The 23,569-nt window shown below is 44.7% G+C and carries 21 protein-coding genes and 1 riboswitch; of the genes, 13 read left to right on the forward strand and 8 right to left on the reverse strand.

All coding sequences use genetic code 11. The features are described from left to right. Positions 1 to 363 precede the first annotated feature (363 nt). The 6 genes from SHAL_RS03985 to SHAL_RS04010 all read left to right on the forward strand — a co-directional run bounded on the left by SHAL_RS03985 (position 364) and on the right by SHAL_RS04010 (position 7,283). Positions 364 to 1,368 carry a BMP family lipoprotein gene (locus SHAL_RS03985; protein ID WP_012275907.1) on the forward strand — a complete coding sequence of 335 codons (1,005 nt, stop codon included), beginning with the start codon at positions 364 to 366 and terminating at the stop codon, positions 1,366 to 1,368. Positions 1,369 to 1,509: 141 nt separating this feature from the next. Further along, positions 1,510 to 3,099, forward strand: a complete 1,590-nt coding sequence (locus tag SHAL_RS03990; RefSeq protein ID WP_012275908.1) for an ABC transporter ATP-binding protein — start codon at positions 1,510 to 1,512, stop codon at positions 3,097 to 3,099. Continuing rightward, the gene (locus SHAL_RS03995) at positions 3,096 to 4,226 is read left to right on the forward strand and encodes an ABC transporter permease (RefSeq protein WP_012275909.1); all 1,131 of its coding nucleotides are present in this window, start codon (positions 3,096 to 3,098) and stop codon (positions 4,224 to 4,226) included. Before SHAL_RS03990 ends, SHAL_RS03995 begins: the two co-directional genes overlap by 4 nt. Before the next feature lie 3 nt (positions 4,227 to 4,229). Continuing rightward, positions 4,230 to 5,195, forward strand: a complete 966-nt coding sequence (locus tag SHAL_RS04000) for an ABC transporter permease (RefSeq protein ID WP_012275910.1) — start codon at positions 4,230 to 4,232, stop codon at positions 5,193 to 5,195. Between the two features lie 636 nt (positions 5,196 to 5,831). Next, positions 5,832 to 6,611: a DUF2971 domain-containing protein gene (locus SHAL_RS04005; RefSeq protein ID WP_012275911.1), complete on the forward strand. Its 780-nt coding sequence runs from the start codon at positions 5,832 to 5,834 to the stop codon at positions 6,609 to 6,611. Positions 6,612 to 6,686: 75 nt separating this feature from the next. Further along, positions 6,687 to 7,283 carry a hypothetical protein gene (locus SHAL_RS04010; protein ID WP_012275912.1) on the forward strand — a complete coding sequence of 199 codons (597 nt, stop codon included), beginning with the start codon at positions 6,687 to 6,689 and terminating at the stop codon, positions 7,281 to 7,283. A gap of 572 nt (positions 7,284 to 7,855) precedes the next feature. Here the strand turns inward: SHAL_RS04010 and SHAL_RS04015 are convergent. Beyond that, the gene (locus tag SHAL_RS04015; RefSeq protein ID WP_012275913.1) at positions 7,856 to 8,845 is read right to left on the reverse strand and encodes a class 1 fructose-bisphosphatase; all 990 of its coding nucleotides are present in this window, start codon (positions 8,843 to 8,845) and stop codon (positions 7,856 to 7,858) included. A 238-nt stretch (positions 8,846 to 9,083) separates the two neighbouring features. On the opposite strand from SHAL_RS04015, the gene SHAL_RS04020 reads away from it, so the two are divergent. Then, positions 9,084 to 11,330, forward strand: a complete 2,247-nt coding sequence (locus tag SHAL_RS04020; RefSeq protein ID WP_012275914.1) for a S9 family peptidase — start codon at positions 9,084 to 9,086, stop codon at positions 11,328 to 11,330. A 429-nt stretch (positions 11,331 to 11,759) separates the two neighbouring features. Here the strand turns inward: SHAL_RS04020 and arcA are convergent, their stop codons facing one another. Then, positions 11,760 to 12,476, reverse strand: coding sequence for a two-component system response regulator ArcA (gene arcA / locus SHAL_RS04025; RefSeq protein ID WP_012153996.1), 717 nt, complete (start codon positions 12,474 to 12,476; stop codon positions 11,760 to 11,762). A 560-nt stretch (positions 12,477 to 13,036) separates the two neighbouring features. Between arcA and SHAL_RS04030 the strand changes: the two genes are divergently transcribed. The 3 genes from SHAL_RS04030 (at position 13,037) to SHAL_RS04040 (ending at position 16,442) form a co-directional block, all read left to right on the forward strand. After that, positions 13,037 to 13,465: a DUF3293 domain-containing protein gene (locus tag SHAL_RS04030; RefSeq protein WP_012275915.1), complete on the forward strand. Its 429-nt coding sequence runs from the start codon at positions 13,037 to 13,039 to the stop codon at positions 13,463 to 13,465. A 101-nt stretch (positions 13,466 to 13,566) separates the two neighbouring features. Further along, positions 13,567 to 13,749: riboswitch (Lysine riboswitch) on the forward strand. 144 nt (positions 13,750 to 13,893) lie between these two features. Next, entirely contained in the window at positions 13,894 to 15,279 is a 1,386-nt protein-coding gene (gene lysC / locus SHAL_RS04035; protein ID WP_012275916.1) for a lysine-sensitive aspartokinase 3, read from the forward strand. Between the two features lie 56 nt (positions 15,280 to 15,335). After that, the gene (locus tag SHAL_RS04040) at positions 15,336 to 16,442 is read left to right on the forward strand and encodes a succinylglutamate desuccinylase/aspartoacylase family protein (protein ID WP_012275917.1); all 1,107 of its coding nucleotides are present in this window, start codon (positions 15,336 to 15,338) and stop codon (positions 16,440 to 16,442) included. 70 nt (positions 16,443 to 16,512) lie between these two features. Here the strand turns inward: SHAL_RS04040 and asnC are convergent, their stop codons facing one another. From asnC to SHAL_RS04065, 5 genes are all read right to left on the reverse strand, one after another. Then, positions 16,513 to 16,974, reverse strand: a complete 462-nt coding sequence (asnC, locus tag SHAL_RS04045) for a transcriptional regulator AsnC (protein ID WP_012275918.1) — start codon at positions 16,972 to 16,974, stop codon at positions 16,513 to 16,515. A 381-nt stretch (positions 16,975 to 17,355) separates the two neighbouring features. Further along, positions 17,356 to 18,033, reverse strand: a complete 678-nt coding sequence (rluA, locus tag SHAL_RS04050) for a bifunctional tRNA pseudouridine(32) synthase/23S rRNA pseudouridine(746) synthase RluA (RefSeq protein WP_012275919.1) — start codon at positions 18,031 to 18,033, stop codon at positions 17,356 to 17,358. A gap of 113 nt (positions 18,034 to 18,146) precedes the next feature. Then, the gene (locus SHAL_RS04055; RefSeq protein ID WP_012275920.1) at positions 18,147 to 18,437 is read right to left on the reverse strand and encodes a hypothetical protein; all 291 of its coding nucleotides are present in this window, start codon (positions 18,435 to 18,437) and stop codon (positions 18,147 to 18,149) included. Between the two features lie 39 nt (positions 18,438 to 18,476). Continuing rightward, positions 18,477 to 19,037 (reverse strand): class I SAM-dependent methyltransferase, encoded by a 561-nt coding sequence (locus SHAL_RS04060; RefSeq protein ID WP_049763868.1) that lies wholly within the window; start codon positions 19,035 to 19,037, stop codon positions 18,477 to 18,479. Beyond that, positions 18,997 to 19,407, reverse strand: coding sequence for a hypothetical protein (locus tag SHAL_RS04065; protein WP_012275922.1), 411 nt, complete (start codon positions 19,405 to 19,407; stop codon positions 18,997 to 18,999). The genes SHAL_RS04060 and SHAL_RS04065 overlap by 41 nt, the downstream gene beginning before the upstream one ends. Positions 19,408 to 19,857: 450 nt before the next feature. On the opposite strand from SHAL_RS04065, the gene SHAL_RS04070 reads away from it, so the two are divergent. Together SHAL_RS04070 and SHAL_RS04075 are read left to right on the forward strand one after the other, a co-directional pair. After that, positions 19,858 to 20,847, forward strand: coding sequence for a 2-hydroxyacid dehydrogenase (locus tag SHAL_RS04070; RefSeq protein ID WP_012275923.1), 990 nt, complete (start codon positions 19,858 to 19,860; stop codon positions 20,845 to 20,847). A 204-nt stretch (positions 20,848 to 21,051) separates the two neighbouring features. Beyond that, the gene (locus tag SHAL_RS04075; RefSeq protein ID WP_012275924.1) at positions 21,052 to 21,789 is read left to right on the forward strand and encodes a dienelactone hydrolase family protein; all 738 of its coding nucleotides are present in this window, start codon (positions 21,052 to 21,054) and stop codon (positions 21,787 to 21,789) included. A 134-nt stretch (positions 21,790 to 21,923) separates the two neighbouring features. On the opposite strand, the gene SHAL_RS04080 is transcribed toward SHAL_RS04075, so the two are convergent. Beyond that, positions 21,924 to 22,448, reverse strand: a complete 525-nt coding sequence (locus SHAL_RS04080; RefSeq protein WP_012275925.1) for a DUF3332 domain-containing protein — start codon at positions 22,446 to 22,448, stop codon at positions 21,924 to 21,926. 297 nt (positions 22,449 to 22,745) lie between these two features. On the opposite strand from SHAL_RS04080, the gene SHAL_RS04085 reads away from it, so the two are divergent. Further along, a complete protein-coding gene (locus SHAL_RS04085) occupies positions 22,746 to 23,489 on the forward strand; it encodes a spermidine synthase (RefSeq protein WP_012275926.1) in 744 nt (247 codons plus the stop codon). Positions 23,490 to 23,569: the final 80 nt, after the last annotated feature.

Consider the following 23,569-nt stretch of genomic DNA (forward strand, 5'->3'; position numbering starts at 1 on the left):
GTTGGTTTTTGTGCGTGAGCATAAGTGCTTGTATGTTATTGGTAAAGTTGCGCTTGTTTTGGGTTGGTCGTTCTATTGGTGGGATAATGCTGTTGAGATTAAAGTAGGGCCGTCTCGTCTCGGTTTGGTGTGATTAAAACAGTGATTTGAAGCATGATTGAGCCGTTATTTGTACTAAAAGTACAAGTGACGACTTGTTTAATTATCGTTAATTTGCGTGCAATGTGGCACTAGTAATCATATTCAGTGCTGCTGTAAGCTCTGGATTCTTGATCTTAAATGATGGCTTCGAGCTCGGGGTTTTAACTGCTTAGAGCTGTCGATAATACCAAAAATAATACCTACACCTAATAAAGGACGAGAATGATGAAAATCCTGAGCGCAACTGCTGCCGCAGTTACTCTAGCAATGTGTTCGTTTGCTGCTACAGCTGCAGATTTTAAGCCTGCTGTTGCTTTTGATACAACTGGTAAGTTCGATAAATCTTTCAACCAAGCCGTTTATCAAAATGGTGTATTGAAGTTTAACGAAAGCTCAGATGTTGAAGTGCGTGAATTCGTACCTTCAAATGATGCGCAGCGTGAGCAGGGTCTTGAACGTTTAGCACGTCGTGGCTTTAGCCCAATCGTTGTTGTTGGTTTTATGTATGGCTCAGCACTTGAAAAAGTGGCTAAGAAATACCCTGAAACTGAATTCGTTATTATCGATTCAGTCGTTGACCTTCCAAATGTTAAATCACTGGTCTTTAAAGAGCACGAAGGTTCATTCCTTGTCGGTGCACTTGCAGCGATGAAATCTGAAACTAACAAGATTGGTTTTGTTGGCGGCATGGATATTCCTCTAATTCGTAAGTTTGCTTGTGGTTACGAGCAGGGCGCGAAGTTCATCAGTCAAGATGCTGAAGTTTTCCAAAACATGACTGGTTCTACTATTGCTGCATGGAATGATCCTGCACGTGGTGCAGAGCTTTCTAAGAGTCAGTTCACTAAAGGCGCTGACGTGATCTTCGCTGCTGCTGGTGGTACTGGTGTTGGTGTTTATCAAGCTGCTAAAGATGAAGGCAAGTACGCAATTGGTGTTGATTCAAACCAAAACTACATACACCCAGGTGTAATGCTAACCTCTATGGTTAAGCTGGTTGGTGTTGCAACATTTGAAGTATTTAAAGATGCTGAACAAGGTAAATTTGTTGCCGGTATCGATAGCCGTGGCCTTAAAGAAAATGGCGTTAACTGGGCAATTGATGAGTATAACCGTGAACTTGTGACTCCTGAGATGGAAGCTAAAATGGTCGATATTACTAAAAAGATCATCGCGGGCGATATCGTTGTTCATGACTATATGAAAGACAACAGCTGTAAATACTAAGCCGTACTAAGTTAGATGAAGCTCTCTAGTTTTTTGACTAGGGAGCTTTTTGTAAAGTGGCAATTTTTAAGAGTTTAATTTCCAAATCACTTTTTGATCAATGCTTATTCATCAATACCTATTAGGACATTTGAGAGAATTATGACCATGTCCATACACTCAAAAGAAAAATCCGATGACCGTCCCACAGCACTTGAGCTTCGTGGTATCGACAAAAAATTCGGTGCTGTTCACGCGAACAAAGAGATCTGCTTAAAAATTCCTGCTGGCACCATTCACGGCATTATCGGTGAGAATGGCGCAGGCAAATCCACCTTGATGAATATCATTTATGGTTTCTACACCGCTGATAAAGGTGAGATACTGATTGATGGCATTGAGCGCAAGCTTGCTAATTCAAAAGAAGCCATTAGCTATGGCGTCGGCATGGTTCATCAGCACTTTATGTTGGTTGACAATTTTACCGTGCTTGAGAATGTCATATTAGGTGCTGAAGAGGGCGGTTTACTTAAACCTAGTCTAAAGAAGGCACGACAGGAGCTTGAACGTCTAGCCAAAGAGTACCAACTCGATGTGCCACTTGATAGCCTAATTGAAGATCTTTCAGTAGGACTACAGCAGCGAGTCGAGATCTTAAAGGCGCTTTATCGCGGTGCAAAAATCCTCATTCTCGATGAGCCAACTGGCGTACTGACTCCTCAAGAAACCCAGCACCTATTCCATATTTTTGATGCTTTGCGTGCTCAAGGCGTCACTATCTTATTGATCACCCATAAGCTAAAAGAGATCCTTTCGGCCACTGATAATGTGTCAGTTATGCGCCAAGGCGCAATGGTTGCTCATAGAGAGACTAGCAAAACCAATAAAGAGGAGCTCGCTGAGCTAATGGTTGGCCGTAAGGTTCGCCTTCAAGCTGAAAAAAGCGATGCTAACCCAACAGATGTACTGCTTTCAACACATAACCTAACCTATACCGATAGTATGGGCGTCGACCGTCTTAAAGAGGTGTCGATTGAGATTAGAGCCGGTGAAATCGTCGGTGTTGCGGGTGTCTCTGGTAATGGTCAATCACAGTTATTAAGTGCACTTGCTGGGCTTATCACACCGACACGTGGTTCAATTAAAATCGCAGGTAGGGTTATCGATGCTGAAAACCCAAGCTGCGCCGACGATATGCGTCAACTTAAGGTTGGTCACATTCCAGAGGATAGACTGGCCATGGGGCTAATCAAGTCGTTCTCGGCAGAAGAGTCATCGATACTGGGTCATCAAAACCAGGCTCAGTATAACGGCGCGCTTCTTAATAAACCTAAGTACATCACCTCTGAGTGTAACCGTTTGATGGAGGAGTGGGATGTTAGACCCCGCGATCCTAAGCTGCGAAGCTCACTGTTTTCTGGTGGTAACCAGCAGAAGCTAATTATTGCCCGTGAAGTGGATCAAGATCCTGATATCTTGCTTATCGGTCAGCCTACCCGTGGTGTCGATATCGGTGCGATTGAGTTTATTCACAAACGTATTATCGAGTTAAGAGAGCAGGGTAAGGGGATATTACTGGTTTCTGTTGAGCTCGATGAAGTGATGTCGCTTGCGGATAGGATCATCGTGATGTTTGACGGCCATGTGGTTGGTGAGATTGATGCCAGCAAGGCTGATGAGAAAACTTTAGGAATGATGATGGCAAATATACTGCCTGATGAGCTGGCTTCGGATAATGGAGGTCAGGTATGAATGACTCTAAAATCCCATCATGGGTAAATATTATTGTTTTGCCTTTGATTAATATCATGTTTGCTTTTGCCTTTGCGGCTGGCATCTTTATTGCGGTTGATGTGAACCCGATAGAAGCTGCTGGCGTAATGGTACGCGGCGCCTTGGGTTACCAAGAGGGTATTGGTTACACGCTTTATTATGCAACTAACTTTATCTTTACCGGTTTAGCCGTTGCGGTCGCGTTCTCTGCAGGCCTATTTAATATTGGTGGTGAAGGTCAAGCCTATATGGGTGGCTTAGGTGTGGGACTTGCCTGTTTAGCACTGGATAGTACCTTGCCTTTCTGGGCCCTGCTGCCAATCACTATGCTTGCAAGTATGTTATTTGGTGCGCTTTTTGCGCTGATCCCAGCCTATCTACAGGCGTATCGCGGTAGCCATATCGTGATCACCACCATCATGTTTAACTTTATCGCCTCGGCGTTGATGGTTTACCTACTGGTAAACGTGCTTAAACTTGAGGGGCAGATGGCACCGGTATCTCGAGTATTTGAAGATAGCGCTGGCTTACCGATGTTTCATGAGATGACCCAGTGGTTTGGGATCTCATTCTCACAGTCACCAATGAACTTAAGCTTCTTTATTGCACTTATCTGTTGTGTATTAGTTTGGGCACTGCTGTGGCGTACTCGCTGGGGCTATGCCATTCGAGCAATGGGCGCGAGTCCAAGTGCCGCAGAATATGGCGGAATCAACTACAAGAAGTTAATCATCGTCGTGATGCTTATCTCTGGTGCGCTATCTGGCATGATGGGCTTGAATGAAGTTCAGGGGTACAGTCAGCAGCTAAAACTTGATTTTGTTGCCGGTTACGGCTTTACCGGTATTGCCGTTTGCTTGATTGGTCGCAGTCATCCGATAGGTATTATCTTAGCAAGCTTACTGTTTGGTGTACTTTATCAAGGTGGTGCGGAGCTATCTTTTGATTACCCTAATATCGACCGTGAGATGATTCAGGTCGTACAGGCGCTTGTTGTTCTGTTCAGTGGTGCATTGGCATTGATGTTAGTCAAACCAGCTGAAAAGCTATTTGTGTTTCTTGATCAAAAGAAGAAGCCCCTAAACGGCGTTAAGGCGGAGGCATAAATTATGTTTGAGAGTATCATTCTGATCTTAGATGCAACGCTAAGGGTATCGGCTCCACTTATTCTTGCTGCGCTCGCCGGACTTTTCTCTGAGCGTTCAGGCATCGTCAACATTGCACTGGAGGGTAAGATGCTCTCTAGCGCTTTTGCCGCAGCGGCAATGGCTGCCGTAACGGGCTCTGTTTGGCTTGGTCTATTGGCTGGTATCGGTATTTCAGTGCTGTTGGCACTTATCCATGGCTTTGCATCCATTACTCACCGAGGCGACCAGATCGTATCCGGTGTGGCAATTAATATGCTGGCGGTTGGTTTGACAGTAACCTTAGGTCGTTTCTGGTTTGGTTTAGGCGGGCAGACACCAGCGCTAACTGACAGCTCACGCTTTACCGCTATCACTCTGCCGGGAGCTGAGGCGGTAGCCGATGTTCCTGTGTTCGGCCAATTTTATAGCCAACTTTTCTCAGGCCATAATTTCTTAGTTTATTTGTCGCTGTTTGCCGTTCCAGTCTGTTATTGGGTTATTTATAAAACTCGTTTTGGCCTTAGGTTACGTGCTGCGGGCGAAAACCCACATGCTGTAGATACTGCAGGTATTTCAGTTGCTTGGATCCGCTATCGTGCACTTATCATTTCCGGAATTCTAGCTGGAATTGCGGGGGCTTATCTATCGACAGCCCACAGTGCTGGCTTTGTTCCTAATATGAGTGCGGGTAAAGGCTTCATCGCCTTAGCTGCGTTGATTTTTGGTAAGTGGAAACCTGTTCCAGTGCTATTTGGTTGTCTACTATTTGGTTTCCTTGATGCTATTGCGATTCGTCTGCAAGGTGTTGAGTTACCACTTGTCGGCGAGATCCCAGTACAGGCGATTGAGGTATTACCGTATATCTTAACTGTGTTGTTACTAGCAGGTTTTATCGGCCGCGCAGTTGGGCCTAAGGCGATTGGTCAACCATATGTTAAGTCTCGCTAGCGATAGCGTGGTTTATCGTTGTTGAAGTCAATCAGTTAGACTGCGTCTAACAACTAAAGTCGTGAGCTTCCAGCTCACACTCGGGCAAGAGGGGGACAACAGCTTCCCCCTCTTGCATCTCCCCAGCCGCCCCGACGAAGTTGTCTCCCTTGTACTTATGGATAAATCGCTAACGCTTCCGATGGGGCATCCTGCCCCGCGAAAGCTACGCCGACATCCATGTCGGCATCACGCGATTTATTCCAACGTACTTCGGCAACTCCGATGGGGATTTGGTGTTTTCTGTGAGTGTGGTGTCTGAGTTTGTCTTTTTGCTTATTACAGAGAGAGGTTTATCTGTCTGCTAACTAGTTGGTAAAGTGCGCAAAAAAAAATCAGGTGTTCTATGCTCGATAAACTTCCACTATTTTGATAACTTATTGAATTTATGATGATTGGTAAAAGAATGTAGAGACCTCTACATAAAGACGCTCAATTTTTCGGGCTTGGTATTAAAGATTTTAGTTATACGCTTCATACTTTTTCATTATTAAACAGCCATTTGGTATGGTGTGGTAGCAGCTAGGTTGAATTTTAAACGGAACATTATCGAGCAGCTAGATAATAAGCTGTTATATCATCCAAGGAAGACAGTAATTGAACAATACAAGTTTCTATAAGTATTGCCCTGTTGATCAAGATGAAAACTTTGAGCAAGAGTATTCACTGATCAATCTTTTTAACTCCGAAGTTACATTCTCAACGAGGAAGAACTTCAATGATCTGTTTGATTCAAAAATCAATTTCATTTCCCCTGATAGAAGTCAGCTGAAAAAGATAGCAGGAAGCTTGCCTGCTTCAAAGCGAGCTGAATTCAGACGCTTGTATTTAGGTGAAGACTGGCAGGCAAAAATTCGTAAATTTAACGATGACATTGAAAAACTGTTCGACAGTTACCTGTATTACTGCGTCACAGATTGTGAAACAAGCAATTTGATGTGGTCACACTATGCAAGCTCACACGCTGGCTTTTGTATAGAGTGGGACGCGAACATGGTCAAAGCTGAAAAGGTAACTTATCAAAGTGATATAGCTGATTTTAAGCTTCTCGACCTGATAAAAATTCACTGTGGATCGATGTCTAAAGATGATGTAGGTATCCGTATCTGGGAATCTCTTCTAATTAAGCTGGATGAATGGGAGTATGAGTCAGAGTATCGATTTCAAATGAGCCATGCAATGGATCACCTGATTTCGAAGCAGGGAGAAAAATTTGCACTAGTAAAATATCAGCCAGAATGGATTAAATCGATAATATTCGGGTGCAGAACTTCAGATAAGACTAAGTCATACATCAAAGAAAATTTGCCCTATAAGGTAAAGTTTAAACAAGCTTATGTGGCGAAAAGTAGTATTAAGATTCGTAATTTAGAGTGATATAACAAACGCGTGCATTTGACCTCCGCTTCGCTGCGGCAAATGACGCGGGCGTTATACATTCGGAGCAACTAATTGGAAAATAATGAGCTTATAGCTTTGATATTTAGCGGTATTGTGACTCTTTTGGTATGCATATACTACATGGATAAAAAGCATTCGGTTTGCTGTGAGTGTGATGAAGTTATTAGCCATAGAAAGCAGAATAGATACTTTCTCGAAAAAGGTGGAGAACGGCTCGCTCTGTGTAAAAAGTGCTACAACCGCACAAATAAACAAGCGTCATTAAAAGCGCAAAATTGCTCTTGTTGTAATAAGTCATTTACAACACGCATGAAGATTGCAGAGTTGGCAGGTGAGTTTCAATCGTACTTCCTATGTGTTAAATGTGAAAAGCAAATTTCTAAAAGAGCCGAAAGTACATTCTTGTTGAACCAACTTCTTTCTCCAGACTTCATCCAAAAAAACTCAAGTTTTTCAGATTTAGAGTCAATGGTTGAGAGTTCAGGCATACAACTAAAAACACAAGATGATCTTAAATTAGAAGTTTGGGATGAATTTATTACAGCCAATACTTCATTTTCCTGTTGGCATGATATGAAAGTTTCCGCGGAAACGTTGATGCTTAAAAAGCAAAATGACAGGATAATTAGAGATATGTGGGACCAGTAAACATTCTAAGATATGTAGGATCAGAGTAAGCATTCAAATACCTAATTTAACTTCCCCTATTTAGCTCACAGAAAACACCTATTCCCCATCGAAGTTGCCGAAGTACGTTGAAGAAATAACCGTAATGCCCACACGGATGTGGGCATAGCTTTCGCGGGACAGGCCGCTCCTTGGCATCCATGCCATCACGGCATTTGTGAATCCATTCACATCAGATGCCCCATCGGAAGCGTTAGCTATTTATCCATAAGTATGAGGCCCGTATCTAATGCATGTAACTTCGTCGGGGCGGCAGGGGTGATGCAAGAGGGGATTGCTGTTGATCCCCTCTTGCCCGAGTGTGAGCTGGAAGCTCACGACTTTAGTTGTTAGACGCAGTCTAACTTAAAAGTCAGGCGTAGCCTGATAACAACAAGCTCCCTGCGCCAAAAAGTTCGGCGCAAAAAAAAGCACAACCCTAACTAACATAGGATTGTGCTTTTCTTTTAGATTTTTTCTTTTCCGGCTTTTACCGTCTTAGCCTACACCGTCTTAGCTTTCTCGGCTCTTACCGTCTCAGCCTTTCCTAGAACCTATAAAGCTGGTTCTTCGCTGTAATCAATACCGTGATATTCAAGACAAGCATCAACTTCATTGGCTGAGCCTAAGATCACCGCAACACGTTGGTGAATTGCAGTTGGCTCAATATCCATAATGGTTTCATAACCCGTTGACGCTTTACCACCTGCTTGCTCAACTAAGAATGCCATTGGGTTAGCTTCGTACATTAAACGTAGCTTGTATGGCTTCTCTGGATTTTTGTTATCTGTCGGATAAGTGAAGATACCGCCGCGACAAAGTACGCGGTGCACGTCACCAACCATGGCTGCAATCCAGCGCATGTTGAATGACTTTTCACGTGGGCCAATTTTACCTAGTAGCAAATCGCTAATGTAAGTCTGCATTGGCGCTTCCCAGAAGCGTTGGTTTGACATGTTAATGGCAAATTCGCCGGTGTCTTTGCTGACAGCCATAGCAGCATTGGTTAGCAAGAACTGGTTAGTCTCTGGGTTTAGGGTGAATAGCTGTACGCCTTGACCTGTAGTTAGCGCAAGCATGGTTGATGGGCCATATAGTACATAACCTGCGGCAACTTGGTTGTGACCTGCTTGTAGGAAACTCTTTTCTGTTAGCTCGCCTGCTGGCGCTGGTAATACCGAGAAGATGGTGCCGACAAGTGAGTTAATGTCGATGTTTGAAGAACCATCTAGCGGATCAAAACAGACTAGGAACTCACCGTTGGCATCGGCTTCAACCACATAGTCTTCCTCTTCAGAGGCGATACCACGCACTGTACCGTCGGCCTTTAGGGCATCTTTGAGCATATCATTGGTGATGATATCGAGTTTCTTCTGTGTTTCGCCTTGAACATTTTCCTGCTCTGTTGCACCTAGCACGCCTGCGAGTGCGCCGTGGCGTACTGCATGGCTAATCTCTTTTGAGGTGTTAGCTAGGGTCAGGATCAGCTTTTCAAGAGTAGGAGAAATTGCTTGTGATGTCAGGTTTTCAGCCAGAGTTTGCATCTTGTTTCCTATACAATTTTACGTGAGTAAATTGAGTTTGAGGTCAGGACAAAAGTGTATTCTTTATTATTGACGCGATGATACCTGAGTATGGCAGTTTTTTCAGCTGTAAAGATTGGCTTTTCGGCTGGAATGATTGGCAAAAAATTGCACAATTTTTGTTTTAGTGATGATTAAGGCACAATGTAGTCGAATTTTCAGCCAAGCACCTTTGAGGTGTATTATCCAGGGAATAATAATGAAAAAAAATTGGATGAGTTTACTGTTGGCGTCTTTGTCGATAGTGTTAGCGCCAGCGGCTATTGCCCAAACCTCTCCTGCGCCTACTGGCGGCACGCAACCTCTTACCATTGAACGCATGTATGCCTCTCCAGCCTTGGCTGGAAGCAGCCCGCGTGGACTTAAACTGTCACCCGATGGTAAGCGCGTCACCTACCTTGCGGGCCGTAAAGAGGATCAGCATCTCTACGACTTGTGGCAGATGGATGTGGCAACGGGTAAGCAGAGTCTGCTTATCGATGCCGATAAGCTGGAGGCGGGTGAATTGTCTGACGAAGAGAAAGCGCGCCGTGAGCGCCAGCGTATTTATGGTCAGGGGATCATGGAGTACTTTTGGTCTGATGATAGCGCTGCGATTTTAATCCCTGCAGCAGGTCAACTGTATTACTACTCAGTTGCAGATAACAAGGTCAAGCTGCTTGCAACGGGTGAAGGCTTCGCTACCGACGCCAGACTGTCGCCTAAAGGCCACTTTGTGTCGTTTGTGCGAGAGCAAAACTTGTATGTATTGGATCTGAAAACCCAGAAAATCACAGCCTTAACCACTGATGGTGGCGGCGCGATTAAAAATGCCATGGCTGAGTTTGTCGCTCAAGAAGAGATGGGCAGAATGACGGGTTACTGGTGGGCGCCCGATGAGTCAGCGATTGCCTACACTCGCATCGATGAGGCGGGTGTTGAGCTGGTGACTCGTAACGAAATTTACGCCGACGGAATTAAGCTGACCGAGCAGCGTTATCCCTACGCAGGTGAAAACAACGTCAAGGTTGAACTTGGGGTTGTGACCCTTAAAGATAAAAAAGTAGTTTGGGTCGATTTAGGCAAAGAGACCGATATCTATCTACCACGAGTAAAATGGCTACCAGACAGTAAGCATCTGTCTTATCAGTGGCAGAGCCGCGATCAGCAAGCGCTAGATCTACGTGTGGTGGCGATTGATGACATTAAAAATGATAGAGACTTAGTTAAAGAGCGCAGTCAGGCTTGGGTAAACCTTAATGACGACCTGCACTTTTTAAAGCAGCAAAAGGCATTTATCTGGGCGTCAGAGCGAGATGGCTTTAACCATCTTTATTTAATTGGCCTAGATGGCAAGGTGATTAGTCAGTTAACTCAAGGTGACTGGGCGGTGGATGCGGTCGAGTATATCGATGAAAAAGCCGGGGAGATTTACTTTACTGGTCGTAAAACCAAGGTGATAGAGAAGCAGCTTTACCGCGTGGCACTAGCTGGTGGCAAGGTTGAAGACATCAGTCAGCGTAGCGGCATGCACTCCACGGTATTTGCCGACAATAAACCTGTGTACCTTGATTACTTCAGCAGTTTGTCACAGCCGCCACAGGTGAGCCTGCATGATAAAAGTGGTGAACGCTTAGCTTGGGTTGAGCAAAACGAAGTTAAACAAGGCCATCCACTTTATGACTACTTTGGTCTGTGGCAGGTGCCGGAGTTTGGTGAGCTGAAAGTCGAAGATGGCCAAATGTTGCAATACCGCCTATTCAAGCCGACCAACTTTGATGCTTCAAAGCAGTATCCGGTGGTAGTACGCGTCTATGGCGGCCCCCATGCACAGTTGGTGGTCAATAGCTGGAGTCATCAAGACTACTTTACTCAGCATCTTTTACAGCAAGGCTATATCGTTTATCAGCTCGATAACCGCGGTTCGGCCCATCGTGGCACCCAGTTTGAGTATGTGATCTATAAGCAGCTTGGCGAGGTTGAAGTGAACGATCAAAAGGTCGGTGTGGATTACCTGCGCACCCTGCCGTATGTTGATTCTGATAATATCGCTATCTATGGCCACAGCTATGGCGGCTACATGGCACTGATGAGTCTATTTAAAGCGCCAGACTACTTTAAGGCGGCGATCTCTGGTGCGCCAGTATCAGACTGGTCTCTGTATGACACCCATTATACTGAGCGTTATATGGGCCACCCTAAAACCAATGCCAAAGGTTATGAGGCCAGTAGCGTGTTGCCGTATGTTGGTGGTTATCAATCTGGTCTGTTGATGTACCACGGCATGGCCGATGACAATGTCTTGTTTGAGAACAGCACTCGAGTCTATAAGGCGCTGCAGGATGAGGGCAAGTTATTCCAGATGATCGATTACCCAGGCTCGAAACACTCGATGCGTGGTGAAAAGGTGCGAGTACATTTATATCGCTCACTAGCAGATTTTTTAAATCGAGAACTTAAGCAGTAATAACGCAATGGCTAGTGTGATATAAATCAGGCGTTGGTACTGTTAATTGTGGTTAATAGACTGCAATTAATAGACCACGCCTTTTTTATTAAGGTTAATTTGAAATTAAATATCATTAATAACAACAAGGCTGGCTTGAATCGAAATCTGTATTTATATGCTTAGCCGTAGGGAAGTAGAGCGTAGAATTATATGAGACTCTATTGCTTTATAGGTATACATTTGAATGGTTTATCATTTCTTATGGCTGATAATTAGGTTTTATCCTAAGTGAATTTCAGTTTTACTTAAGTTTATACTCTAATTTAAGCATATATTAAATATGCATGTTAGAACAATAGTGTCGAAATTTAAGCATAAAAAAAGCCAGTCAATCGACTGGCTTTTTATTCACTGCAGCGCTAGCAGTACAGCTTGGGTAGCTTAGAATTAATCTTCTAAGCTACCGCAGAAACGGTAACCTTCACCGTGGATTGTTGCGATGATTTCTGGCGTATCTGGCAAGCTTTCGAAGTGCTTACGGATACGACGGATTGTTACGTCAACAGTACGGTCATGTGGCTTGAGCTCGCGGCCAGTCATCTTCATTAGAAGGTCTGCACGGCTTAGGATCTTGCCTGGGTTTTCAACAAAGTGAAGCATCGCGCGGAACTCACTGCGTGGTAGCTTGTATGACTCACCTTGTGGGCTTACTAGAGAGCGGCTGTTGATTTCAAGGCTCCAACCGTTGAAACGGTAGAACTCAACTGCGCTTTTCTCTTCTGAATCTGTACCTGTGCTATTAACGCGAGTTAATAGGTTACGAGCACGAATAGTCAATTCACGTGGGTTGAATGGCTTAGTGATATAATCATCAGCACCAATTTCAAGACCTAGAATCTTATCTACTTCGTTATCACGGCCCGTTAGGAAGATTAGACCGATATTATTAATTTCACGAAGTTCACGAGCTAGTAAAAGACCGTTTTTGCCTGGTAAGTTAATATCCATAACGACCAAGTTAACTTTGTTGTCTTGCATAGCCTTATGCATTTCAGCGCCGTCATTGGCTTCCGTTACCACATATCCTTCTGCTTCAAAAATACTTCTAAGTGTGTTTCTTGTTACTGCTTCATCTTCAACAATAAGAATGTGCGGGTTTTGCATATTAATTACCTAATCTCTGTCAATTCTAACCATGAGTATAATAATATTTATACTCCATCTAGTTATGCTGATAACTCACTGATACACGTAGGTGCTTTCAAATTTGGCTCGAAACAGCAACACACTGCATGATAAGCAAAGTATGGGTATCTCACATATGGAAAAACGTGAACTGTATAAACTTTGATTAACAATAGTAGGAAAAAGTTCCTTAACTACCGTTTTGTATGAAGTTTAAATGTTAAATCAAACATAGGCCACATTTGATACTGCTGTGTGGATTACTCTTCTATCTGTTTCAGATATGTGTAACAAAATGTGTTCGTTACATGTATCGAGGTGAGCCAATCAACAAGCCCATTGTACTCGTTTTAGGCATTTGTTAACAAATGAAATGTTAACAAAATTCCTCGACGATATGATTTAGATCACTTTTTGAAAACTATGCTGTTGATTATATTGAAATTGATAGAATTGCAAATAGTGATGCAGATCACACTGTTAGGAGGTGCTAACGAGTTTGCTATAATAATTCCACCTCAATTTGAGAAATTGTTAGTATGAATGACTCTATCGAAACGCTGTGGCGCTTTTATAAAGAAACTGAATTTCTGTTTACTCAAATATTATCTTCGCAATTATCGTTCGCTATTATCACCGCATATAACCCCTGTGGAGAGGTGCTAACGGCTTGCCAAAATGGTCTGCTTGACCGGAAACTTCAGCATGAAATACACAGATTAGGTCTTCCTTATCGCGCTATGATAGGTACCTCCCATGACAGAAAACATATGGAGAAGAGTTGGGCAGTTGTCATTGATAAGGCTCAAGCGGTTAAATTGGGTTGTCAGTTTAACCAAAATGCCATCTATTATGTTGAAGCGGACTGTTTACATTTGATTCCCTGTTTAGTAGCTAAGTTCGATGCTCACTTAGGTGCGTTCTCGCCACGGGTCAAGCTGCTGTTAGAATTTCCTGATATTGGTTAAAATAAAATCTATTTAGATTTCCGTTGACTTAATTGGTTATTTTTTGATATTTTTTACTCTGTTATTTTGTATACAAAGCAGATAATGCAGGTATACAAAATAACTACAGAAGAGGAGCGCTAACTAGGTAGTAAGTTGGAGGGGGCCAAACCCCAATGATGGCTTATGAGGGAGATTAGCGCCGAGATATTCATAGCCATTTGGTCGGGCTTGAATGTTGGTTGTTCAGGCTGAATCCTGTCGATTGTCACCAATGTTTTTTATGGTGGAGAGCTTCTGGTTGCGATCGCTGTTTCCCATCTTTTGGGGTGCAATCAATAGCACCAGGCTCTTCGGACGAAGTTAGTTCGGAGCTTTTTCATGTTAGTTATTCAAAATACCCATTTCTGTCTGTGTCAGTCATCTCTATTTTGCATGGAGGCTGTACTATGTTTATAGCATCAGAATCTCCAATATCAGTTTCTAAGTTAACGGTTGCTAAGTTCGGCGGCACTTCGGTTGCCGATTACGCTGCGATGCAGCGCTGCGCCGATATTATTATTGCTAACCCGCAAACACGGGTTGTGGTGGTGAGTGCATCGAGTGGCGTGACCAATCAGTTAGTCGCGCTCACTCAGGCTGAAATCAGTAGTGATGAGTCAAAGGCGCTGATCAAGAAGATCGCCTCAATTCAATATCAGATCCTCGATAAGCTCGGTAACCCCAGTGATGTGGCCGCAAAGATTGATCGCACTCTCAGCCATATCTCGGCTCTAGTGGAGCGACTAAAGCTGATCCGCAGCAAGGCTGTAATGGATGAGCTCTTATCTCAAGGTGAGATGTGCTCTTCAATATTCTTTGCCGCCGTATTGCGAGAGAAGGGGGCTAGCGCATCGGCTTTTGATGTGCGTCAAGTGCTTAGAACCGATAGCCATCATGGCCGCGCCGAACCACAAATCGAGCAAATTGCTGAGCTAGTGCAAACTAATCTTAAGCCTTTGCTCGCCGATCAGGTGATAGTGACTCAAGGTTTTGTTGGTGCCGATAGTGAAGGTAACACCACAACCCTTGGCCGTGGTGGTAGTGATTACTCTGCAGCATTGTTAGCCGAGGCGTTGCAAGCCTATGCCGTTGAGATCTGGACCGATGTGGCGGGTATATATACCACCGATCCTCGTCTCGCCCCGAATGCGAGTCCGATCGCCGAAATCAGCTTTAACGAAGCCGCCGAGATGGCGACGTTTGGTGCCAAGGTTCTACACCCGGCAACTATCTTACCTGCGGTGAGGCAAAAGATTCAGGTCTTCGTTGGCTCAAGCTGGGCACCTGAGCAGGGTGGCACCTGGATCCGCCATAAGGTTGAAAGCGAGCCTGTTTATCGTGCCGTCGCGGTGCGCCGAGATCAAACTCTACTCAATCTACACAGCTTGCAGATGCTACATGCGCAAGGCTTTCTCGCCGAGACGTTTGCCACGCTTGCACGGCATAAGATCAGTGTCGATTTGATCACCACCTCCGAGGTTAACGTGGCACTGACATTAGATAAAACCGGGTCAGATTCTAGCGGCCAAGGATTATTGAGTGAGGCACTGCTGCAAGAGTTATCACAACACTGTCGGGTGCGCGTCGAAGATGGCTTAGCCTTAGTGGCGGTGATAGGTAACAACATCGCCTCGACCGCTGGCGTGTGCCGAAGAGTGTTTGAAGTACTGGAGACCTATAATGTACGCATGATCTGTCAAGGCGCGAGCCCACATAATTTGTGTATTCTGGTGGATGAATCAGAGGCGGCCAATGTTATTCGCGCCCTGCATGAAAACCTGTTTGAAGCCTAGATAACAGATAACAGATAACTGCTAACAGATAGAGATGAAAGGTAACCGAGTCATTGATGAAATTTACCCAATCGAGCCTAAAGGTAGGTGAGTTGGCTACGGGGCAGGAGCTTAATGTTCCTGTTTACCGACTTCCTGCACAGGACCTTAGTGCGCCGAGCGTATTTATTCAGGCCAATGTGCATGGCGCCGAGGTGCAAGGTAACGCGGTGATTTTTCAGTTGATGAAGCAGCTGGAGACGATGGATGTTAAGGGGGAAGTGACGTTACTTCCCTTGGCTAACCCGTTAGGGATTAATCAAAAAAGTGGTGAGTTCACCCTTGGGCGTTTCGATCCTATCACTGGGGTTAACTGGAACAGAGAATATCTAGATCACAAACTCGATGTCGCCAGTTGGTATCAAGAGAATGCTCATCTAGAAGACAAGGCGTTGATCAAGGCATACCGTTTGTTATTGATTGAGTCATGTCAGGCTCACTTAAATAGTGAGTGGGGCGTGACCACAGGCAAACGCCTTGCGGTGACGCTGCAGTCGATGGCCCATGCAGCCGATATCGTTATCGATCTGCATACTGGCCCTAAGTCTTGTAAGCATATGTATTGTCCCGAATACGATGTGGATTCAGCATCGTATTTCTCTATTCCCTTTACTCTTGTGATCCCTAATGATTTTGGTGGCGCCATGGATGAAGCGGTGTTTTGCCCTTGGTGGCAGCTGGCTGACTATGCGCAATCACAGGGACGCACTCTAGGCGTTCCTGTATCTGCATTTACTTTGGAGTTAGCTAGCCAAGAGCGTATCGATATGGATGATGCCCTTAACGATGCTCAGGGGATCTTAGCCTACTTGAGTCATCGTGGTGTGGTCAGCGATAAAGTTGCACCAGCTCAAATGCCAAGGTACGGCTGTTATCTAAAAGACTATAAGAAGTTTCATGCGCCAACGGCGGGGATGGTTGAGTATAAAGCTGAGCTGGGTGAGCCATTGCAAACGGGTGAGACTCTGGCAAATATTTTAAGGCTGGATCTGTATGGCACTGATAACGAGTTGACTCCGTTAAGTCTTAAGCAAGATTGTGTGCCTATCCTGCATTTTGCATCAGCTTCTGTCTATCAGGGCACCGAACTCTACAAGGTAATGACCAATCTGTTTGAGCTTTAACTATGAGCGAGCTCATAATATGTAAAAGGCTAACATCAGTTAGCCTTTTTTATTGTCATCTAGACAAGAGCTAAGGCTTAACCGCCCGTACGATGGGGTTTTGTAAACTAATCAGTGTTTCGGTCGATTGGATCTCATCGATAGACTGAATACGATTAATCAATACATGCTGCAGTCCATCGATAGACTGACACATGACCTTTACAAAAACACTGTAGTTACCTGTGGTGTAATAGGCCTCAACCACCTCTTCAAGTGCATTGAGTTTAGATATGGCTGCAGGATAGTCTCCGGCACTCTTTAAATTAATGCCGATAAAACAGCATACATCGTAACCTAAGGCTTTAGGGTTAACGGTGATCTGCGCCCCTGTGATGATCCCTGCTTGCTTCATTTTTTCGACGCGAACATGGATGGTGCCAGCACTCACTCCAAAACGTTTAGCCAATTCGGCGAAGGGCGTTCTTGCTTCTTTCATTAATGCCGACAAAATTTGATTGTCGAGTGAGTCTCTTTGAAATGGGGCTTCCATAATAAATAGGTCAATTGCTTATTGGTTAATTAAACAATTTACGTATTTTTTGATGAATATTCTACTGATTTGTCAAAGAAGTGAGTGTGATTACTCATCTAGCATCAAAGGCGTGCCGTAGTTAACGCTTATTGGGTTTTTAGCGTTAACGCTTATTGGGTTTTTAGCGTTAGCGCCTACGGTCGTGTAGGCACTAGGGTCTTAAAAATTGGTCTAACACTCAGTAAGTTGTGATTATCATTATAAATATATAATGCGTCAGCGCTTAAAGGGAGGAGCCGTTGACGCATCATTCTTATGAGCATTATTTATAAGTACTATTTATGAGCACTATTTATAAGCACGACTAATGAGGAACATTCTGCTTCGGAGCCAGAAAAGTTACTGCTCGCCCTCGGCATTCATAAACGGCGCATCACAGCTAAAGGTCATTCGCTCTTTAGTGTAAGGGTGGGTAATCGTTAGCGATTGTGCATGCAGCAGTAGGCGTGGTGCGAGTCTCTTGGCTAATGGGTCAGCATAGAAGTTATCGCCCAAAATTGGGTGGCCTAATGCCATCATATGCACACGTAGCTGATGCGAGCGTCCGGTGATAGGCGTGAGCTTTACCAAGGTTGAGCGTTTTCCGCGACTGATCACTTCATAGTGAGTCTGTGATGGTTTACCTATCTTATGGTCGACCTTCTGTTTCGGGCGATTGGGCCAGTCACAAATAAGTGGCAGATTAACAGTGCCGTGGGTCTCCTTAACATGACCTGCCACTCTCGCATAGTAGGTCTTCTCGGTTTCTCTATCTCTGAATTGACGCTTGAGCTCTGATTCGGCGCTGCGCAGCAAAGCGACCACGATGACACCCGAGGTTGCCATATCTAAGCGGTGTACTATTTTTGCATGAGGAAATTCTGCTAGTACGCGGTTATAGGTGCTGTCTGCGTGGGCAGGATCACGACCCGGTACAGATAACAGCCCCGACGGCTTGTTAACGACCATAATGTCTTTATCTTGGTGAAGTATTTCAAGCCAAGGCGTTGTGGGAGGTGAGTAGACGAAATCAGTCATGATGGAACCTTATTAAAAATGCGCGGCAAAGATACCTCTTTGATCGTTCGTCATGCAAGTAGATTCGAGAGCGTCGTTATTAAATCGACTTGACTGTTGTGGCTCATGAAGGCTTAGGAGAAGCCTCTGCCATTAACATGCATGATGGCAAAGGTCCAAACCACAAATGCCAGTGCACAGTGGATCAAGGCATAGAAAGATTGATCTAAGCGCCCCATACTTCTGGCATCCCAGATCAGATATAGATGCAGCAATATAATAATGGGAAACAGAGCTAATAGTGGATACAGGCTTAATATGCTGGCATCGCCAAACACTAACCGACTGAGCAGTGCCCAGATAACCATAAAGCCTGTGATCATTGGTGGCAGCGCAATTCGATACGGTTCTGGATAGGGGAACATAGCTAGCCTCCATTTCATGCTGTTTTATAGCAATAGCTGTTATACCAGCGGCTTTTGAGCAATAAGCTGTGCCTTATAGCTTGCCGTGGGTAATTCAGTGAATAGATCTTCAGCGTAATGGAGAGTGCGCCAATTGGCAACTAATGCCTTTAATTCCCCCGCTTTAAGCAGGAAGGCTGGATTGCGTGGTCGACCGATTTGCGCTTGTTGCTCGGTAAAGGTCTCGTAAATAATCAGCCCACCGGGCTTAACGCTATCGATGATCTGCGCGAACAGTGGTCGATGTAGGTAGTTAAACACCAGAACGATATCGTAGCGCTCTTGAGGCAATGCAGGCGCACAGCCATTTTCAAGATCCCACTTGAGTAACTCTATGGAGCTGGCATCATCGGTTACCACATCAAGCCCGGATAGGTCTCTATCTAGATAACTAACATGGCATCCTCTGTTGGTAAACCACTGACCATTGCGGCCGCTACCACAGGCAAGATCGAGTACCTGACAACCGGGTTTGAGGTAGTCAGTCAGCGCTGAAAACTGAGTTATAAGCTCTGCGCTGTTAGCCCTTAACTTCTTTTCTTCCACCAATTCTGCGTCCATGTACTATTGAAAAATGTCTTAGCCCTGCAGGGCCGTGAGATACCACCACAGATAATAACACGATAGCGATCAGCAACTCAGGCTTGTATGCGGCAAAGGGGATAAACAAGCCTAGCAAGCCGAGCTTTACCAGAGTCAGCACACCCTTTAGCTGAATTAGCCAGCGCCAGTCACGCACTATTTCCCATAGCATCATGGCAGAGCCTGTGCTCATGGCCATGATCCAGTAGAGCAGCCATTGTTCCTGGGGAACATGCAGTAAAATGCCACCGCCAGCTCCGGTGATCCCCAAGATATGCAAAGCGCGTAGGGCTGTCTTAGAAAAACGTTGGACCATAAATTGTTTTTCTGTGAGTTCTTTTCTGGCCATATTTAAGGAGTCTTGTGCTGCTAGGTTGCGGTAAATCTTATCAGGAAATGACTATTTGAAAAGCATTGACAGATCACAAGCTCAGATTAACAAGAGGTTTTATTGACTTAGTCGGCTCTAATACCCATTTGTACAGCAAATTTGTGAGACAGTTGGCGGTACCTCTTTATAGATAGTGCTAATATGGTGGGCATATGCTTACTCCTTGCTATTATTGATATTTTTATGCTCAGTCAATAATAGCTTCGATCTGAATGCTGGAGATATCTTATCCTTAACTCCCTAGCAAAGCCTTCAGAATAAGCTGGAAAGCGAGCTGTCAGGAGCTCGCTTTTTTTTCTTCAATTCTATAGCCGCCAACAATGCTTAGATCAATAGCCCTCAAGACAAATCTGCTAATATCAAATACACTATTTTAGATTTCTTCCTCATTTAGATAAGGTTTCTACAATGAAAATTGGTTTTTTTAGCGCCAAACATTACGATATGCAGCATTTTAATCGAACCAACACGACCTTTGGTGCCAGTATCGAGTATTTTGATTACCGCCTCTGTATGCAAACTGTAAAACTCGCTGAAGGGTTTGAGGTCGTGTGCGCCTTTGTTAATGACTCTCTTTGTGAAGAAGTGCTAGTTGAACTCGCTCAAGGTGGCACTAAGATTATTGCTATGCGCTGCGCTGGCTTTAATAATGTCGATCTAGAAGCCGCCGAACGTTTAGGAATGAAGGTCGTTAATGTGCCTGCTTACTCTCCTGAGTCGGTTGCAGAGCACACAGTAGCACTCATGCTTACTCTTAATCGCAAAATTCATAAAGCCTATCAGCGTACCCGTGATGCGAACTTCTCACTAGATGGGCTCGTGGGCTTTAATATGCATGGCCGCACGGTTGGGGTTATCGGCACGGGTAAGATAGGCCTCGCGACAATTAAAGTATTGCTGGGTTTTGGCTGTAAAGTGGTGGCCCACGATCCTTACCCTAACCAAGACGTGATCGATTTAGGCGTTGAGTACCTCACACTTGAGCAGCTGTATCCTATTTGTGATGTCATTAGCCTGCATTGCCCGTTGACCAAAGATAACTTTCATCTATTGAGCCAGGGCAGCTTTGTAAAAATGAAGCCTGGCGTTATGGTCATCAATACCAGCCGTGGTGGTTTGCTTAATGCGCTCGATGCAATGGAAGCTCTGAAGTCAGGACAACTGGGCTCACTAGGATTAGATGTATACGAGAATGAGAAAGAGCTTTTCTTTGAAGATAAGTCGAGTGAAATCATTCAAGATGACGTATTTAGACGTTTGTCTGCATGTCACAACGTGATTTTTACAGGTCACCAGGCATTTTTAACCGAAGAAGCATTAGGTGCGATTGCACACACGACACTGACAAATGTCACCCAGCTACTGGCGGGAGAAGAGTGCCCCAACCAGCTGTATTAAAATAATTTGTTAGGTAATAAGTGGGCAGGAGCGACTTAGGTGCAAATAACTTGAGCGCTACTGCCTTTTTTATAGCGATAAACCACTTGCTTAAGCTATTTAGAGGATAGATTATAATCGATACAAGAAGATAGCCATTATCTTACCGCTTGTCGCAAATGTGGCGAGTCATAGCTTAGCTAACAGCGTCTAAGGAAAGAGCCGATGATCATTACTCAAGAAGTCCATGATATTTCGACCGCGACAGGAACCATGCGGACCTACCTATATCGTCCCGATTGCGAAGGGCAATTCGCCACCATTATTTTCTACTCAGAGATTTTTCAGCAAACGGCGCCTATCGCCCGTGCGGCAGCGATCCTCGCCGGTCATGGCTTTGTGGTATTGGTGCCTGAAGTATTCCACGAGCTTAATCCTATTGGCACCGTGCTGGCGTACGACGATATCGGTAAAGACAAAGGTAATGCTGACAAGTTTGCTAAGCGCCTTGAACATCATGACAGTGACACCGAAGCACTGGTCGACTTTGCTCGTAGTTTGATTTTTTGCAGTAGTCATATCGGTAGCATGGGGGTGTGTATTGGCGGGCACTTAGCCTATCGCGCTGCGCTAAATCCCGATATTCAAGGAGCCTTCTGTTTGTACCCAACCGATATTCATTCCAACACTTTGCCTTGTGACAAAGGCAATGACTCCTTGAGCCGAACCGGCGATATAGCAGCCGAGTTAGTGATGATATTTGGTAAACAAGACCCCCATGTTTCAAGCGAGGGGCGCAAGCTGGTGTATGACAAGCTTGAAGCAACTGAGGCTAAGTTTAACTGGTTGGAAGTCAACGCTCAACACGCCTTTATGCGTGATGAAGATATTAGGCATGACCCGGCGCTCGCACTGCAGATGTATCTGCAGGCGGTGGCATTTTTTCAACGAACGCTCAAGTAACTACGTTCAAGTAAATACGCTCAAGTAACGCAGCAAGCGTTAATCGTTTTGAATCAACACGGATAAAAAAAGGGCCAGTATGACTGGCCCTTTTCAGATCACGGAGTAAGCGTTATTCATTATACCTATTGGTATTAACCTTGCTGGTACGCGGCAAGCTCATCAGTGCTCACGCGCGCAATGAATGTGTTATCTAGATAGAAATCAACATGCTCATCTTGCTTAACGCCAGACATAACCTGCTGGCTACCATCTTCATAAATGAGTGTCATTGCCAAGGTATTTTCGTCAGTTGCAACCATTGAAGCGCTAGTTAACTTAACGTTCTTTAGCGGGGCGGTTGTTAGGTCGCCATCGATGTGTTGGTTAACCTTGAAAATCGCTTCAACTGGCATGTCGACAACCGCAGGTGAACGGCCTGTTACAGGGTTGGTGCCAGTCCAGAATTCGATGCTGTTAATAATAAATAGATCGCCAGTAGCAGCAAAGCCATAAATTGGGCTCATTAAGATGAACAGGCCTGCACGACCGTAACGGTTGTCTACAGCGCTAAGGTTAGCCTTAGTTACCATGGCGCTTAGGCCCATTTGGCCCATACAACCGGTAAGTTGAGTGCTTAGGATTGCAGTTAGCGCGACTGCAGAGATTGTCTTTTTCATTGGTTTAATCTTACTGAATTGAGAATGGCGCTGATTGTATGTATCGGTAAAAATTGAGATGTGACAAGGCTCGCAACTCTGGGTTGGGAAAATGTTTTGTTTGTGGTGTTATTTCGGTGATTTGTTTGGTCGCTGTGGTGTTTATCTCTAAAGTTGGTTTGGTGCTGATTTTTTCTCGTTGATGTGTATTAGTTGTTACTGTTTAGCCTCGCTGCAATCGGATTTTGTGGCGATAACAGTGGCATTTTATTAAAGCAGAATTTAACGCATAATAGCGCTCCAATTTCTGGAGACCCCATGTCTGATTACCAAGTACTGCACCAAACCCAAGATGAATATGGCCCGCTTATCGTGTTAGAAGATAAGGAGGCGAGAATTCTGGCATTTGGTGAAAATGATGAGCAGAGTAAGTTACTCAAAGCTGCCCCCCATATTCCGCAGCACACCTATGTGCAAGCTATGTTATTGGTGTTGCTCTATAGCCAACCTAAAAGCGCTATCGTACTCGGGTTAGGCGGTGGTGGGCTTATCCATGCACTGCGTCACTTCGATGCGGGGATCAAACTGACCGCCGTTGAGCTTAGAGCAGATGTAATTGAGCTGGCTAAACGCTATTTTCAGCTGCCTTTGAGCAAAAAGCTTAAGGTGATTAATCAGGATGCGAAACAGTTTTTAGAGGCTGGCGATCATAAGCGCGTCGACGTGATCTTTGCCGATATTTATAGTGCCGAAGGTGTTGATTCTGCTCAGGTGTCGGATACATTTATTGGCCAATGCGCCGCCTTAATTAAAGCCGATGGTTACCTTGTGCTTAATTGCTGGAAAGAGCATAGCCAAAACCGTGAGTTGCTGGCTTATCTTAATAAGTACTTCGTCGAAGTTCGCGCCTGCCTCACAGGGAGTGGTAATTGGGTGGTGTTTGCGGGTAAGGCCAAGCGTGAAATCAGTACTAGCGGCTTAAAAACTAAGGCGCAGGCCTTGTCGCAGCAACTGGACTTCCAGCTTGGCAGATCCCTGACGCGATTCGATGTTTGGGAGTAAGCCCTGTAGGTTAGCTCGCATCTCGCTAATACTGCTCTAGTATTAGCGAGTCCTTTGTCTAGGGGGGCGCGTTAATCGAT

This window comes from Shewanella halifaxensis HAW-EB4, assembly GCF_000019185.1.
GTDB lineage: Bacteria > Pseudomonadota > Gammaproteobacteria > Enterobacterales > Shewanellaceae > Shewanella > Shewanella halifaxensis.

Bases quoted from the DNA above. Each gene is read 5' to 3' on its own strand.
- SHAL_RS03985 (WP_012275907.1), top strand. From the start codon at position 364: ATGATGAAAATCCTGAGCGCAACTGCTGCCGCAGTTACTCTAGCAATG.
- SHAL_RS03990 (WP_012275908.1), top strand. From the start codon at position 1,510: ATGACCATGTCCATACACTCAAAAGAAAAATCCGATGACCGTCCCACA.
- SHAL_RS03995 (WP_012275909.1), top strand. From the start codon at position 3,096: ATGAATGACTCTAAAATCCCATCATGGGTAAATATTATTGTTTTGCCT.
- SHAL_RS04000 (WP_012275910.1), top strand. From the start codon at position 4,230: ATGTTTGAGAGTATCATTCTGATCTTAGATGCAACGCTAAGGGTATCG.
- SHAL_RS04015 (WP_012275913.1), bottom strand. From the start codon at position 8,845: ATGCAAACTCTGGCTGAAAACCTGACATCACAAGCAATTTCTCCTACT.
- SHAL_RS04020 (WP_012275914.1), top strand. From the start codon at position 9,084: ATGAAAAAAAATTGGATGAGTTTACTGTTGGCGTCTTTGTCGATAGTG.
- arcA (WP_012153996.1), bottom strand. From the start codon at position 12,476: ATGCAAAACCCGCACATTCTTATTGTTGAAGATGAAGCAGTAACAAGA.
- SHAL_RS04030 (WP_012275915.1), top strand. From the start codon at position 13,037: ATGAATGACTCTATCGAAACGCTGTGGCGCTTTTATAAAGAAACTGAA.
- lysC (WP_012275916.1), top strand. From the start codon at position 13,894: ATGTTTATAGCATCAGAATCTCCAATATCAGTTTCTAAGTTAACGGTT.
- SHAL_RS04040 (WP_012275917.1), top strand. From the start codon at position 15,336: ATGAAATTTACCCAATCGAGCCTAAAGGTAGGTGAGTTGGCTACGGGG.
- asnC (WP_012275918.1), bottom strand. From the start codon at position 16,974: ATGGAAGCCCCATTTCAAAGAGACTCACTCGACAATCAAATTTTGTCG.
- rluA (WP_012275919.1), bottom strand. From the start codon at position 18,033: ATGACTGATTTCGTCTACTCACCTCCCACAACGCCTTGGCTTGAAATA.
- SHAL_RS04055 (WP_012275920.1), bottom strand. From the start codon at position 18,437: ATGTTCCCCTATCCAGAACCGTATCGAATTGCGCTGCCACCAATGATC.
- SHAL_RS04060 (WP_049763868.1), bottom strand. From the start codon at position 19,037: ATGGACGCAGAATTGGTGGAAGAAAAGAAGTTAAGGGCTAACAGCGCA.
- SHAL_RS04065 (WP_012275922.1), bottom strand. From the start codon at position 19,407: ATGGCCAGAAAAGAACTCACAGAAAAACAATTTATGGTCCAACGTTTT.
- SHAL_RS04070 (WP_012275923.1), top strand. From the start codon at position 19,858: ATGAAAATTGGTTTTTTTAGCGCCAAACATTACGATATGCAGCATTTT.
- SHAL_RS04075 (WP_012275924.1), top strand. From the start codon at position 21,052: ATGATCATTACTCAAGAAGTCCATGATATTTCGACCGCGACAGGAACC.
- SHAL_RS04080 (WP_012275925.1), bottom strand. From the start codon at position 22,448: ATGAAAAAGACAATCTCTGCAGTCGCGCTAACTGCAATCCTAAGCACT.
- SHAL_RS04085 (WP_012275926.1), top strand. From the start codon at position 22,746: ATGTCTGATTACCAAGTACTGCACCAAACCCAAGATGAATATGGCCCG.